We start from the raw sequence: 13,355 nt of genomic DNA, 5'->3' as shown, positions 1-13,355 counted from the left end.
GTGCTGTTTGGAGTCACTAATGGATTTCAGAAATGTTCTACGAAAAAATGCTATTCGAACTCGTTTTGTTATAGCAACATATTTACTCTTAATGCTTATGATCGGTTTGCTGGTGGATACTGCTATTGGAGCCAATCCTTATTTAGATCTTACTGATAATATGTTGGCATTTCTGACTTTCAAAACGCTCCCTATTGCAACATTAATTATTCTCGCCATCTCGATTTTATTGCTTATCTTTATTCATTTTAAAGGGCATAAAATTATGCTAACAGGAATGAATGCACGATTAATTAGTCCTGATGACACCTTAAATGCACAAGAGCGCCAACTCCTTAATATTGTTGAAGAGCTTAGCTTAAGTGCAACTCTTGGCTACATTCCTAAACTCTATCTTCTTGATACACCAGAAGCGAATGCCTTCGCAGCGGGTTGGTCTGAGAAAAACGCCTTTATTGGTGTAACAACAGGCTTATTAAATCGCCTTAATCGCCAAGAAGTACAAGCAGTATTAGCTCATGAAACAGGGCATATTATTCATGGTGATTCACGACTAACGTTATATGTTGGTATATTAGCTAACGTTATTCTGACGGTAACAAATATCTTTGGTAGCCGCTTATATATTGCCTCTGGTAACCGTGGTGGTAAAAGTAATGATGCAGCAAGTAAAGCACGACTCATTTTAATTATTCTAAACTTGGTGTTGCCGATCATTACACAGGTGCTCTATTTCTATTTGTCCCGTACTCGTGAATATATGGCAGATGCCACTGCGGTTGATTTAACCCAAGACAATCAAGCGATGATTAATGCATTAAAGAAAATTTCAGCACAACATGACACTGAAAATTTTGAAGATGGTTCGACGGGACGTGCTTATCGTAAAGCAGCCTTTATTTTTAATAAAGGAGATTCGTTTTTCTCAACGCATCCCTCCATTGAAAATAGGATCGCAGTGCTAGAAGGTCGAAAAACGTTTTAATTCATGTTGATACAATGTAGTAAAAAGAAAAAAGCGTTTTCACCATATTGATAAACAGGTGAAAACGCTTTTTAATTCTTATTTCTTAGCAACAATCCGACTAACGATGTTTTTCACCGTGATGGAAAATAGCCGTACGTAAACGCTCTTGTTGCTCATAACGCTGTGGAAACTCAATCGTTTTATCTTTACCTAATTCCACTAAAAGTTCATTCATGGTTTGAATACTGGTTGTGGCAATAGCATCATCAACCTGTTTAACCACTTCATCATAATGAGACATCGTTATTTCCTTTTTCTCATAAAAATCTTAACTGCTATCATATTACAAGAAAGAAAAATTCTATATTTTTAGTCGCACAAAGCATGACTAAATTGAGTTAAGTGGCTTATTTTTTGTCTCTTGCCCCAATAACATCACCGCTAATATTCCAATTACAATCGAAAAACTGAAAATCAGAAATATTGAGCTTATTTTAAATTGATATTGAACCAAATATCCCACCATTAAAGGCCCTAATATTCCGCCAATACGCCCTATTGCGGTTGCTGTTCCTGCACCCGTTGTTCGAATTCCATCGGGATATTGTTCTGGCGTATAAGCATATAAAGCGCCCCAAGCTCCCAAATTAAAGAACGATAACAACATCCCGAAAATAAGCAGTGTCGCGGTAGAATCAGCCACACTAAAATAATATGCGCTGATCGCCGTTCCAGCTAAATAAGTCACTAAAACAAACTTTCGCCCATAGCGCTCAATGAGCCAAGCCGCCGTAAAATAACCGGGTAACTGCGCTAATGTCATAATAAGCACATATTGAAAGCTCTTAATTAAACTAAAGCCTTTTAACATAGCGACACTAGGCAACCACAAGAAAATACCGTAATAAGAGAAGACCACACAAAACCATAATATCCACAACATTAATGTTGAACGACGATATTGAGGTGACCAAATTAATGCCATTGATTGGCGAATTGATAAACGTGTTTTTTTCTGTGAAGTGTGAGGAGATACAGACTCAGGTAATTTTGAACGTAGATAAAGGGCATATACCGCAGGTAATGCGCTTAATAGCATAGCCATACGCCAGCCATAATCAGGAATGATAAAATACGCAATCAGAGCCGCAATTAGCCAACCTACTGCCCAAAAACTTTCGAGTAAAACAACAATACGACCTCGTTCATGGGTTTCAACACTTTCACTGACCAGTGTTGAAGCAACGGGTAATTCCCCACCTAATCCCATACCAATAAAAAAGCGTAAAACAAGCACGACCATTAAAGAGCTTGCTAATGCCGTTAATCCACAACCTAAGCTAAACAATAGCAATGTGAAGATGAAAACAGGCTTTCGCCCTTTTCTATCCGCCATAATGCCAAATACAAAAGCGCCGACTGCCATACCAATTGAGTTTACACTACCAATCCAACCCAATTGCGATGCGGTTAATCCCCAATCTTCTTTTAATGCTGTGAGTAAAAAGGCCAATAGTCCCACATCCATTGCATCAAAAGTCCATCCCATGCCTGCAATACATAAAAGTTTATTACGAGAGATTGCCTCAGGTGCTTTGCCTGTTTGGCTTGCCGTTGTCATTTCCTTTCCTTTCCATCCCCATTAAAGTGTTTAGTATACTAAACAAGAAAAACCATTTTGTTAATAGCGAAGTCATTATTTAAATAAAAATTAACATTTATGCTGAAAAAATAGCTAAAAAAAATCGGTATCTCTAATTAAGATACCGATTTCAAACTTTATAACTATCGATCGTGTCTTTTTGATTAGCTTCTTAAACCACGACCTTTTTCAATTAAATACCATGCAATAACATAAAACACAGCAATGAAAAGACACAATACGCTAATCGTCACTGTTAAAGAGACATCGGTAATTCCCAGAAAACCATAACGGAAACCACTTATCATATAAACAATCGGGTTTAATTTAGATACCCCTTGCCAGAATTCAGGCAAGAGTGACAGTGAGTAAAACACACCGCCTAAATAGGTTAATGGTGTTAAAACAAAAGTTGGAATAATACTAATATCATCAAAGGTTTTCGCAAAAATCGCATTTAATAACCCCGCGAGTGAAAATACAATTGAGGTCATCAGTAATGTCACGACTACCATTGTCCAAGAGTGTATTTCCAATGGTACAAAAAAGAGTGAAACTACCGTCACTAATACCCCAACACAAATACCACGAGCAACACCCCCACCGACAAAACCTGCAATAACAACATGCGTTGGAACAGGTGAAACTAATAATTCTTCAATGCTACGTTGGAATTTAGCACCAAAAAAGGAAGAGGAAACATTGGCATAAGAGTTTGTTATTACTGCCATCATAATCAGGCCAGGAACAATAAACTGCATATAATCTACGCCACCCATATCGCCAATTCGTTTACCAATTAGGTTCCCGAAAATAACAAAATAGAGAGACATTGTTATCACTGGTGGAATTAATGTTTGCACCCAAATACGACCAAAACGGGTAACTTCTTTAATCCAAATTGTTTTGAGGGCTACCCAATACAGCTGAATCATTCCCTCTCTCCTTCTACTGTATGATCTTCATTCACTAAATGAACAAATAATTCTTCAAGACGATTGGCTTTATTTCTCATACTTAACACTTGAATACCTTGTGCATTAAGTTGAGCAAAAACACTGTTTAATCCTTGTTCTCTTTTAACATCGACTTCTAAAGTCGATGTATCAACCAAGCGATATTGATAATTTTGTAATTCAGGTAATGGGCTTTTAGGTGCTAAGTCTAAAATAAATGTTTCAGACTCTAATTTACTTAATAAACCTTTCATACTGGTATTTTCAACCAGCTCGCCACGTTGAATAATACCAATATTCCGACACAGCATTTCTGCTTCTTCTAAATAGTGAGTCGTTAAAATAATAGTGGTACCTTCAGCATTTAATTGTTTTAAAAACGTCCACATTGAGCGACGTAATTCAATATCAACCCCCGCGGTAGGTTCATCAAGAATAAGCAATTTCGGTTGATGCATTAACGCACGCGCAATCATCAAACGACGCTTCATCCCTCCCGATAAAAAACGCGCTCTATCATCCCGTTTTTCCCACAAATCTAACTGAGTTAAGTAAATTTCGGCACGTTCTAGTGCTAATTTACGAGGCACGCCATAATAACCCGCTTGGTTGAGAACAATTTGTAATACGGTTTCAAAAGGGTTGAAATTGAATTCTTGTGGCACTAATCCTAACTGGCGTTTTGCATTTACCATATCGGTATCGGTGTCATAACCAAACACTTTTACTTTGCCGCTACTCTTATTGACTAAAGAGCTAATAATACCAATCGTGGTCGATTTACCCGCACCATTAGGACCTAATAAAGCATAGAAATCGCCAGCCTCAACGGTGAGGTTAATACCTTTTAGCGCTTTTACGCCATTGTGATAAGTTTTCGTTAACTCCGTTAACTCCAATGCATACGTCATAAGTGGGAATTACCTTTTATCAACTGCATTATTCAGCATTGACTGAGCTGAAATCAGAAAATAGCTATTCAACTAAACCTTGCTAATGCTACGCGTTGCTAACACGCTTCAATTCAGAAAATAGGCTTAGTTCAATAAGATCAAAATGGAATAAGGATATTCTAGAGAAAATAAGGTCGTAAATAAACCGTTTTAGGGTTTATGACACAAACGAATAAATAAATATTTTTTAACTATTTTAATAACAAAGAATAAGACCTGAAGAGAATGTAAATTAACAATCAAGGCTCAAGGTTCTTTTATTTCTTACTGATATTCTGATGTTTTAATAACTTTATCCCTTAGTGCAATCATTTAGCCTAATTGATACCAATAAAATTATTGCCTTTGTTTCTCAAGTTTACTGATGAATATTATCTCGCTATTCATTACCCCAATCAATGATGCTCTTTATTTTTTTATCATTTATGCTTTCAGTATAAAAATAAAACCAATAATCACAATCATTAGATTTATTTATATAATATTTATAAGTGTCTATTTTTGAATAATACAACAGTAGGCTTAACAAACAGTTATCTTTTTATACATTTGATTTACATCAAAGAATGTATTGATAAATTCATTAAACAAATGCTATAAAAAGATCTATCTTATTTGAACGCGAAAAAATACAAGCAATTATCTGTCACTTGGCTTTAAAAAGCCCTCTGATTAATTCAAAAGTAATGGTATAAAAATACCCTTTCTTAACGGATCTCTCGCATCCAACAATAACACAAGAGCTATTTCGTGTTGGCGTACTGTCAGCGCAAATGGTGGGAAACCGAATTTACAGGCAGTCACGTCATGATGAGAAAAATTGAAGAGCTGTTAGCCAATAACAAGCAATGGTCAGAATCTGTTACTGAAGAAAATCCTCAGTTTTTTAAAGATCTCTGTAAAGGTCAAAAACCTCACTTTTTATGGATTGGTTGCTCTGACAGCCGCGTTCCAGCAGAAAAATTGATCAACGCAGCACCAGGGGACTTATTTGTTCACCGTAATGTAGCAAACCTAGTCATCCACACTGACTTAAACTGCCTTTCAGTGATCCAATATGCTGTTGATGTATTGCAAGTTGAGCATATTATTGTCTGTGGTCACTATGGTTGTGGTGGTATTGAAGCAGCGATTGAAGGCACTGAATTAGGTCTTATCAATAACTGGTTACTGCATATCCGCGATATTTGGTACAAGCACAGTTCCATGTTAGGCGAACTGGCACCACATGATAGATTAAACCTACTTTGTGAGCTAAACGTTATCGAACAAGTGTATAACCTTGGTCACTCTACCATTATGCAAGCAGCGTGGAAACGCGGACAAAAAGTGATGATCCACGGCTGGGTTTATGGGTTAAATAACGGGGAATTACACGATTTAGATGTCACTTCTGATAGTCGTGAAAAACTTGAACTTTCTTATCGCCAAGCGATGGCAAAATTAAGCCATCCACGTTAATACACTCCGCACACCAACAAAAAACCCGCTTTTCAGCGGGTTTTTTCACTTCTATTTGAAGTCAATTGATTACTCATCTAATAACGTTACATGCCCAATATGAGGCAGATGGCGATAACGCTGTGCATAATCGATGCCGTAACCGATAACAAATTTATCTTCAATGGAGTAACCAATCCACTCAACTGGCACATCAACTTCACGACGAGAGGGTTTATCCAATAAAGTACAGATAGAAATAGAAGCTGGCTCACGTAAGCTTAAAATCTCTTTAACTCGATTTAAGGTATTACCTGAGTCAATAATATCTTCAACAATCAGAACATCTTTACCACGAATATCTTCATCGAGATCTTTAATGATTTTAACGTCACGCGTTGACGTCATACCATTACCGTAACTTGATACAGTCATAAAATCGACTTCATGGTTCACATTAATTTCACGACATAAATCTGCCATAAAAATAAAAGAACCTTTTAACAAGCCGATTAAAACAAGATCGTGTTGTTCTTGACGTGGGCGGTAATGTTCTGTGATTTCACGACCTAGCTCAGCAATACGCTGTTTGATCTCTTCTTCAGAGATCATGACATCAACAATATGTTTCATGATTTATTTCGATTGGGTTAACGGGGAAAGCAAACGATTGTACCAGAACTTCCTTCATCATGCGATGATCTGATTTAATGAAAATAAAGGCACAAAATATCAATTTCATGCCATTTATTAATTTATCTTACTGATATTAATGGTTTTTACAGTGTTTGATTATTTGCTAACGGTAAAACCCGCCATCATTCCGGTATCTTCATGTTCTAATAAATGGCAGTGCGCCATAAATGGATGCGCTTTTGTGGCTAAATGATCGAATTTCAGCAAAATTTCGCTAAATTGACCTTCAACTTTCACGATGTCTTTCCAACCTTGGCGATGTTTTTCTGGCGCGCGACCATTTTCAGATAAAATACGAAATTGCGTACCATGCACATGGAATGGATGCAACATCATGTCACCACGACCAGAAACAACCCAACGTTCATAAATGCCCTGCTTCACATCAAATGCGGGTTCAGTCATTGAGAATGGTATTCCATTGATATTATTGGCATTATAAATATCTAAATCACCATTACCATGACCACAATTCATTCCACCGCCCATCATGCCGCTGCCGTTACCTTGGCGCATATGGCTCATTCCATGATGAATACCCGCTAAAGCTTTATCACCATAACGCTCTGTTAATAGCATCATGCCTTGCATATCTAAACGCATATCCATACGCAAATGTAATGTACGAGTTGCAATGTTACTGAGTGTTGGTAATGCCGGAATTAATGCTAATTGATCAGGTAAAGTACCTTGTGCTTTTTCTACTGACGGCAATAAACGTAACACAGGTAATACATTATCAAACGGTGCTAACACCATACCCATTTGGCGTACAGGTAAAGTGACAATATCAAAATCTCGACCATCCGAGGTATCCACTAAAACCTCAAAACGCTCTCCCATTAAAATAGGAAGCTCTGTTACTTTTACGGGTTCTGCTAATAATCCACCATCACTGGCGATCACATACATGGGTCTGCCATCACTAGTGGCAAGATTTAAGCTACGCGCATTACATCCATTTAAGAATCGTAATCTTACCCAGCCTTTTGGCACAATATGCTGTGGTTGGATCGCCCCATTGGTCAACATCATATCGCCGAACCAGCCAATCGCCGCACTCATTACATCGAGTTGATAATCGATTTGTCCATCACTATCTAAACGTTTGTCTTGTAAAATAACAGGTAAATCATCAACGCCCCAGCGATTAGGTAATTTACGGTTTGCGGTTTCATCATCTTCAATAATCACTAATCCGCCTAACCCCATAGCCACTTGCTGACCTGTTACACCATGCGTATGAGGATGGAACCAACACGTTGATTCAACTTGGTTTGGTGTAAAAGTCACCGTGCGAGATTTGCCTGGTGCAATCGTTGCTTGAGGACCACCATCTTCTTCGCCACTAATTTCAAGCCCATGCCAGTGAACAGTTGTCGTTTCGGGGAGTTGGTTATTGATATTGATAGTAACAGGTTGACCACGTTTCAATTTTAATGCGGGTCCTAATAAACTGCCGTTATAACCCCAAGTTGTTGTACTTGCCGTCGGAATAAATTGAGAAACACCTTGTTGAATATTAAGAACAATCTTTTGTTGGGCATCTGGGGTAATTTGAGGTGGAATAGCCAATGAAGGCGTGTTACTTTGGGCAAACGCAAAACGACTCCAGCTCGGTAATAATGTGACAGCACTTAATGTTGCGCCTAATTTTAAAAATTCGCGACGTTGCATAATGTATCCTTTGAATAAAAACAAGTTATTATGTATTTATCGAAATAAGATGAATAAAAAAGCTTTGTAAACTATTACTGATGCTAAAGTTTCCCCTTACTGGAAGGTCAATTTAAACCCCAACAAAACAACGGGTCTTTGCAAAACTTTTAACTTTATTAAGCCAAATAACAAAACTTGCTAAATCATCACACTGAGGAACATCACAACCAATGAACAAAATGTTCGTCTTGTTTTTCTCGCTAACGCTTTCTTTTTCTATGTTCTTTTCTTCGGGTGCAAAAGCGTTAACCTATACGCAAGCAGAAGACTTGGCCGATTTAACTGCTATCTACCTTTTCCTAAATAAAGATTGTGGTTATGAGCAAATATCAAAATCTAAAATTGAAAGAGCATTAATGGTATTTTCTCGCTCACAACAATGGGATGTCAGTAATTACTCAACGTTGCCGATGAGCCAATTAAATGAAGATAGTTACAACGATTTAAAAGGTATTGAAGTGACGCACAGTAAGAAATGTCAGCTATTAGCGAATAAATCACTAAGTTTGTTAAATTATTAAAACTTGTGTTCATTCACTTTTTAAGAAATAAAGCAAGATAACCTCTTTAAATACAGTCGCGATATAAAGTGACTTATAGAGGTTATCAACAGATTTTTCTACCTTTCTTTAATGCTAATTATTTTTCTTCTGCCTATATTCATTCCAATATAAAGCAACAGATGGAATACTTTGAATAATCAGCATTCTAAAAATATGATTCGACATCACAAAGGCGGCATCGACATTCATGGTTATCGCAGCAAATGTCATAGCTTCCATACTTCCTGGCGCCCAAGCTAATACTAACGTTGCCCACGGTACACCCGTTAGATAAGCTGCGCCATACGCCACAATCACGGTTAAAATCACATTAATGATCACCACTTGCACAGAAGAAAAAGCATTTTTAATCAGTGATGAAAGTGGGAAAACAACAAAGTGCGCGCCAATATTCATACCAATTAAAACCATGCTCAATTCATTTAGTAGCATTGGAAAAGCAATAGGTTCACTGACAAAAGATTGAACCAGTATTGCACTGCCTAATGACGTCAGCATAAAAGGCGCGGGAAATCGGATTTTCTGCAATAAAAGCCCTGAACCCAACCCTAAAGCAACAATTAATAATAACCACAACAATGATATAAGGGTTATTTGAGGTATAGAAAATTCAGGCATATTCGCTTTATCAGCACCAACGATAAAACCCGCCATAATAATCAACACCATTAAACGAATAGTATGAGAAATAACAATTTTTTGTGGTGGCGTTTTAGTGTGATCAGTGAGCGCCAAAATAGCTGCCATCGCACCGGGTACGGCACCTAACATTGATTCTTCTTTCGTCCAACCAATATGGCGATGGAACCAAAAATAGCTCACAAAAAATTGAATGGCTAAACAAACAACCAACGTCAGTAATAGAATGATTAAATTATCAGCATTGCCTAAATGAACTTGGTTAAACATTAAGCCAACCGATGTACCTAACGTGAGTTGAATAAACGTTAATGTATGTTTAGGAACCGCAAGCTCCCATTTAAAACGATAAGCAATAATGACAACGAGAATTGGCCCAAACATCAGAGCCATAGGCAAACCTGAAAGGGTAAGAACACCACCGATTAATGCACAAAATAGAATACCTGGCAGAGTTTTTAAAAACGACATGTTGTGTTATCCAGCTTTTTTAATTATTGTTTCCATCCTAGCATTTGTATAAATATTTAATAACCAAATAGTGATAATGTAACTATTATTTTTCTTAATATTAAGAGCCAATTATGTCGTTAAAAATCACCACAAACCCAACGTCGAATGAGATCAATGAAATTTATGAAGGGCTGTTAACACATAACCTCAACTATATTCAGATGGAACAATACACACCACTTGCTGTTTTTAAGGAGGAGAATGGTAAAAAAATAGGTGGGATCACAGGGGATATTTTAGGGAATTGGCTACGCATTCGTTATTTGTGGGTAGATAAAGCCTATCGTGGACAAAAAATAGGTACAGAATTGTTGCACACGATGGAAAGCACAGCAAAAGAAAAAGGAGCCAAATATGCTGAAGTGGATACTTTTAGCTTTCAAGCCCTGCCTTTTTATCAAAAGCAGGGATTTGAGATATTTGGCATGTTAGAAAACTATCCAATTAGTGATAAAAAATATTACTTAAGAAAGGATTTATAATTATTTTTTATTTTTTTCCTTACTCTTATTTTTTAAATCTCTATTAATCGCAATTACTATGCTATTTATTGCTATCTTAAAGTTATCGGATGTTTTTTCATCTACTAGCTTTTCACTTTTCGCTATTTTAGCATTAATAAACTTATTTATATTTTTTCCAACTTCACTATTTATATAGTTTTCAATTAAAAAATTATTACTTTTTATTTCTTTACTTTTTAAATTTAACCCAGAATAGAAAATCTTGCTATTAGAATAGTTAAATTTAATTTTTGCATTATTATTTTTACTTTTATTAAATTCAAAAATTATAAAGGGACTTTCTATTTTAAAATGTTTCATCTCTTTATAATCATCAAAGTAGATGTCATCTAGATTACTTTCAAAAATAATATTAGATTGAAAATCCCCTCCATTATCGATATTAGTTTCATTTGAGTTTTTATCTATATTTAAATTTATTGAGGGTCTACCACTTGAAGATATTTTAGCTTTTGATTTATTTTCATTGAACTTTAAACCCTGAGCGTTCTCTATTTTACTTTCTATTATCGGTATTTTCATTTCATTTTCTAATGACTCTTTTTTCTCTTTATTCTCTTTATTTATTTTATTAACCCTTTCAATTTCACTTTTCAAAAAGTGAAATTCACCCTCTTTGCCAATGCTGTTTTCAAGAAAATCATTTATAACTTTATCTAATACTTTATTTTTTATAGGATTATTTCTCGTGCTTCTTAATTTTCTATTTTCCTCCATTTTCTCTTTTACTTTGGTTACATATTCAGAGCCTGAACTAATACCATAATGATAGATGCCTTTTTTATCTAACACTTCTCTATTAATTTCTTTATTTATTTTCTCCATCAATGATGAAACTGAATCATCTATTTTAGAATAACTTTCGTCAAAGATTATTGACATTGGTTCTTCTGGAACAGATTCATTAATCTTTTCTTTCATCGGTTCTAATTTATTTAACTCAGAGATATTATTTTTTAAAACATTCTCACTTTTCGATGTGTTATTTAATTTAATTAGATCATCATCTAAAAGCAATCCCTCCATCTTTGAAATAGAAATTTCAAATTCATTCATTATCTCTTTTATATTATTTTTTATTGGCAATTCATAGTTTTCATCAATTTCATTTTTTATATTTAAATTTATATTTTCTTTTAATTTAATTAAAATATCTTTTATTTCATGATAAGAATCACTTTCATCAGCTTCTGCATTACCTCTCTCTTTTAACTGGTTTATAGAAGCTAAAATATCATGAATAGAGGTCATTATTTCTTGTGCTTCATTTGCATGAATATTAAAATCCGTGTTTACTTTTTTATCATCACCAGATAAAACCTCCTTAACCTCCTCATCTATCAAATTAATTTCATTGTGTTTTTTTATTATTTCATCCATAGATGAAATAATATTTGAAAGTTTATTTTCCGAATCATTGTAATATTCAATTAATAAATTAATAATATCTTCTTTATTTTCTTTATTAGATTTACTTTCTAACTTATTAATTATTAACTTTGATTCCTTTTCTGCATTTACATTTATTTCTCTAATTAGTTTATCTGCTTCTTCCTCTGCCTTTTCTCTGATTCTATTTTTTATTTCTTTTTCTACTTCCTCGTCTATTTCTTTTTCTACTTCCTCTTCTATTTCCCCTTCTACTTCTTCGCCCATGTTAAAAATAAAATCATAATTCAATAATGTATTCAAATCTTCATTTTCACTTTCCCCAGCTATTTCATTAACTATTTCCACTTCCTCTTCTTTAGGTTCATATTTTGATAAATTTGTTATTGTTTTTATCTCTCCATCATTAATTATATCTGTATCTACTTGTGTACCTGTATCTACTGTCATATTTCTTTTTATCGCATTATGTTATCACTAATATATTTTCCTATCCATTCTTGCATTAAGTCATTAAAGGAATATTCACTACCCATATTTTTATTAAGTGCTATCATCATAATAGTAGATAATTTATTTTCTATTTTATTTTTTATAGTATCATCAAACTTATCAAGCAATTGGGCTTCTTCAATACCAATGAGTAAAATGTTCATTGATTTTATAAAATTATCTCTTTCTTTGCCTGTTGAAAAATTACTCATAAAATTATATTTTTTATTTAAATGAATATTTTCGAAGTTAAAATTTGAATTTATTAACTTGAAAATATTTTTAATACTTTTATCATCTATGGAGCTTATTCTAAGTTCAATAATTTCATTTAAACACTCTACAATTAAGTTACTGTTAGAGTCTTCATTCTCTATATCATCTAGTCCTGAGAAAAAATCTTTAGCTCTTTTCACTTCAGTTAAATAATCACAGAAACTGTAAAAATCAAACTTATCATTTGCATGAGAAATTATGTTATTTATAGTATTTAAATTTTTATTTTTTATTTCTATTTTTTCTTCTCTAACACCTTCTATTTCAATGTTTTCTTTATCTATTTTATTAAAAATATTACTATGTTTTTTTGTATCAACAATATCAAATAGTTTATTATTTTTTATATCTTTTATAAGAAAACCAATCTCTAGTTTATGGAATAAAGAAGTCAACACATGAATAATTCTCTTACCAAAAGAAGGTGAAACTGGTGTGTTTCTTATTTCAGTTATTTTTTTTGTAAAAATATAATCTTCATTTTTGGGAAGATAATGTTTTTTATTTACAAATAACACGTTGGGCTTAAATAGATTTGTTTTGCTAATCATAAACCATCCACCTATATACCAATAAATATAATTAA

Annotated in this window: 13 protein-coding genes; 4 read left to right on the top strand and 9 right to left on the bottom strand. The window is 34.3% G+C overall.

The window, feature by feature from the left end; genetic code table 11:
- The first annotated feature begins 19 nt into the window (after window positions 1-19).
- Window positions 20-985 (top strand): zinc metalloprotease HtpX, encoded by a 966-nt coding sequence (htpX, locus tag ACWPWK_RS14040; protein ID WP_109371613.1) that lies wholly within the window; start codon window positions 20-22, stop codon window positions 983-985.
- Between the two features lie 100 nt (window positions 986-1,085).
- On the opposite strand, the gene ACWPWK_RS14035 is transcribed toward htpX, so the two are convergent.
- The 4 genes from ACWPWK_RS14035 to ACWPWK_RS14020 all read right to left on the bottom strand — a co-directional run bounded on the left by ACWPWK_RS14035 (window position 1,086) and on the right by ACWPWK_RS14020 (window position 4,476).
- Window positions 1,086-1,268 (bottom strand): DUF2526 family protein, encoded by a 183-nt coding sequence (locus ACWPWK_RS14035; RefSeq protein WP_109371615.1) that lies wholly within the window; start codon window positions 1,266-1,268, stop codon window positions 1,086-1,088.
- 87 nt (window positions 1,269-1,355) lie between these two features.
- A complete protein-coding gene (locus ACWPWK_RS14030) occupies window positions 1,356-2,588 on the bottom strand; it encodes an MFS transporter (protein ID WP_109371617.1) in 1,233 nt (410 codons plus the stop codon).
- Between the two features lie 185 nt (window positions 2,589-2,773).
- Window positions 2,774-3,544, bottom strand: coding sequence for an ABC transporter permease (locus ACWPWK_RS14025; RefSeq protein WP_109371619.1), 771 nt, complete (start codon window positions 3,542-3,544; stop codon window positions 2,774-2,776).
- Window positions 3,541-4,476, bottom strand: a complete 936-nt coding sequence (locus tag ACWPWK_RS14020) for an ABC transporter ATP-binding protein (RefSeq protein WP_109371621.1) — start codon at window positions 4,474-4,476, stop codon at window positions 3,541-3,543. Before ACWPWK_RS14020 ends, ACWPWK_RS14025 begins: the two co-directional genes overlap by 4 nt.
- An 849-nt stretch (window positions 4,477-5,325) precedes the next feature.
- On the opposite strand from ACWPWK_RS14020, the gene can reads away from it, so the two are divergent.
- Entirely contained in the window at window positions 5,326-5,979 is a 654-nt protein-coding gene (can, locus tag ACWPWK_RS14015) for a carbonate dehydratase (RefSeq protein WP_072070989.1), read from the top strand.
- Between the two features lie 69 nt (window positions 5,980-6,048).
- On the opposite strand, the gene hpt is transcribed toward can, so the two are convergent.
- Both hpt and cueO read right to left on the bottom strand, forming a co-directional pair.
- Window positions 6,049-6,591, bottom strand: a complete 543-nt coding sequence (gene hpt / locus ACWPWK_RS14010; protein ID WP_109371623.1) for a hypoxanthine phosphoribosyltransferase — start codon at window positions 6,589-6,591, stop codon at window positions 6,049-6,051.
- A 159-nt stretch (window positions 6,592-6,750) separates the two neighbouring features.
- Window positions 6,751-8,331 (bottom strand): multicopper oxidase CueO, encoded by a 1,581-nt coding sequence (gene cueO, locus ACWPWK_RS14005; protein WP_109371625.1) that lies wholly within the window; start codon window positions 8,329-8,331, stop codon window positions 6,751-6,753.
- Between the two features lie 212 nt (window positions 8,332-8,543).
- Between cueO and ACWPWK_RS14000 the strand changes: the two genes are divergently transcribed.
- Complete coding sequence (locus tag ACWPWK_RS14000; protein ID WP_109371627.1) at window positions 8,544-8,894, top strand: YacC family pilotin-like protein; 351 nt, start codon at window positions 8,544-8,546, stop codon at window positions 8,892-8,894.
- Window positions 8,895-9,008: 114 nt separating this feature from the next.
- Here the strand turns inward: ACWPWK_RS14000 and ACWPWK_RS13995 are convergent, their stop codons facing one another.
- Entirely contained in the window at window positions 9,009-10,046 is a 1,038-nt protein-coding gene (locus ACWPWK_RS13995; protein WP_109371629.1) for an AbrB family transcriptional regulator, read from the bottom strand.
- A 113-nt stretch (window positions 10,047-10,159) separates the two neighbouring features.
- Between ACWPWK_RS13995 and ACWPWK_RS13990 the strand changes: the two genes are divergently transcribed.
- Window positions 10,160-10,570 carry a GNAT family N-acetyltransferase gene (locus tag ACWPWK_RS13990; protein WP_109371631.1) on the top strand — a complete coding sequence of 137 codons (411 nt, stop codon included), beginning with the start codon at window positions 10,160-10,162 and terminating at the stop codon, window positions 10,568-10,570.
- Here ACWPWK_RS13990 and ACWPWK_RS13985 read toward each other — a convergent pair whose 3' ends face one another.
- Both ACWPWK_RS13985 and ACWPWK_RS13980 read right to left on the bottom strand, forming a co-directional pair.
- Complete coding sequence (locus ACWPWK_RS13985; protein ID WP_454209111.1) at window positions 10,571-12,451, bottom strand: hypothetical protein; 1,881 nt, start codon at window positions 12,449-12,451, stop codon at window positions 10,571-10,573.
- An 8-nt stretch (window positions 12,452-12,459) separates the two neighbouring features.
- A complete protein-coding gene (locus ACWPWK_RS13980) occupies window positions 12,460-13,320 on the bottom strand; it encodes a hypothetical protein (RefSeq protein ID WP_454209109.1) in 861 nt (286 codons plus the stop codon).
- Between the last annotated feature and the right edge of the window lie 35 nt (window positions 13,321-13,355).

This window comes from Proteus sp. Marseille-Q3619 (genome assembly GCF_965283115.1).
This window is presented reverse-complemented; position numbering and strand designations above follow the sequence as displayed.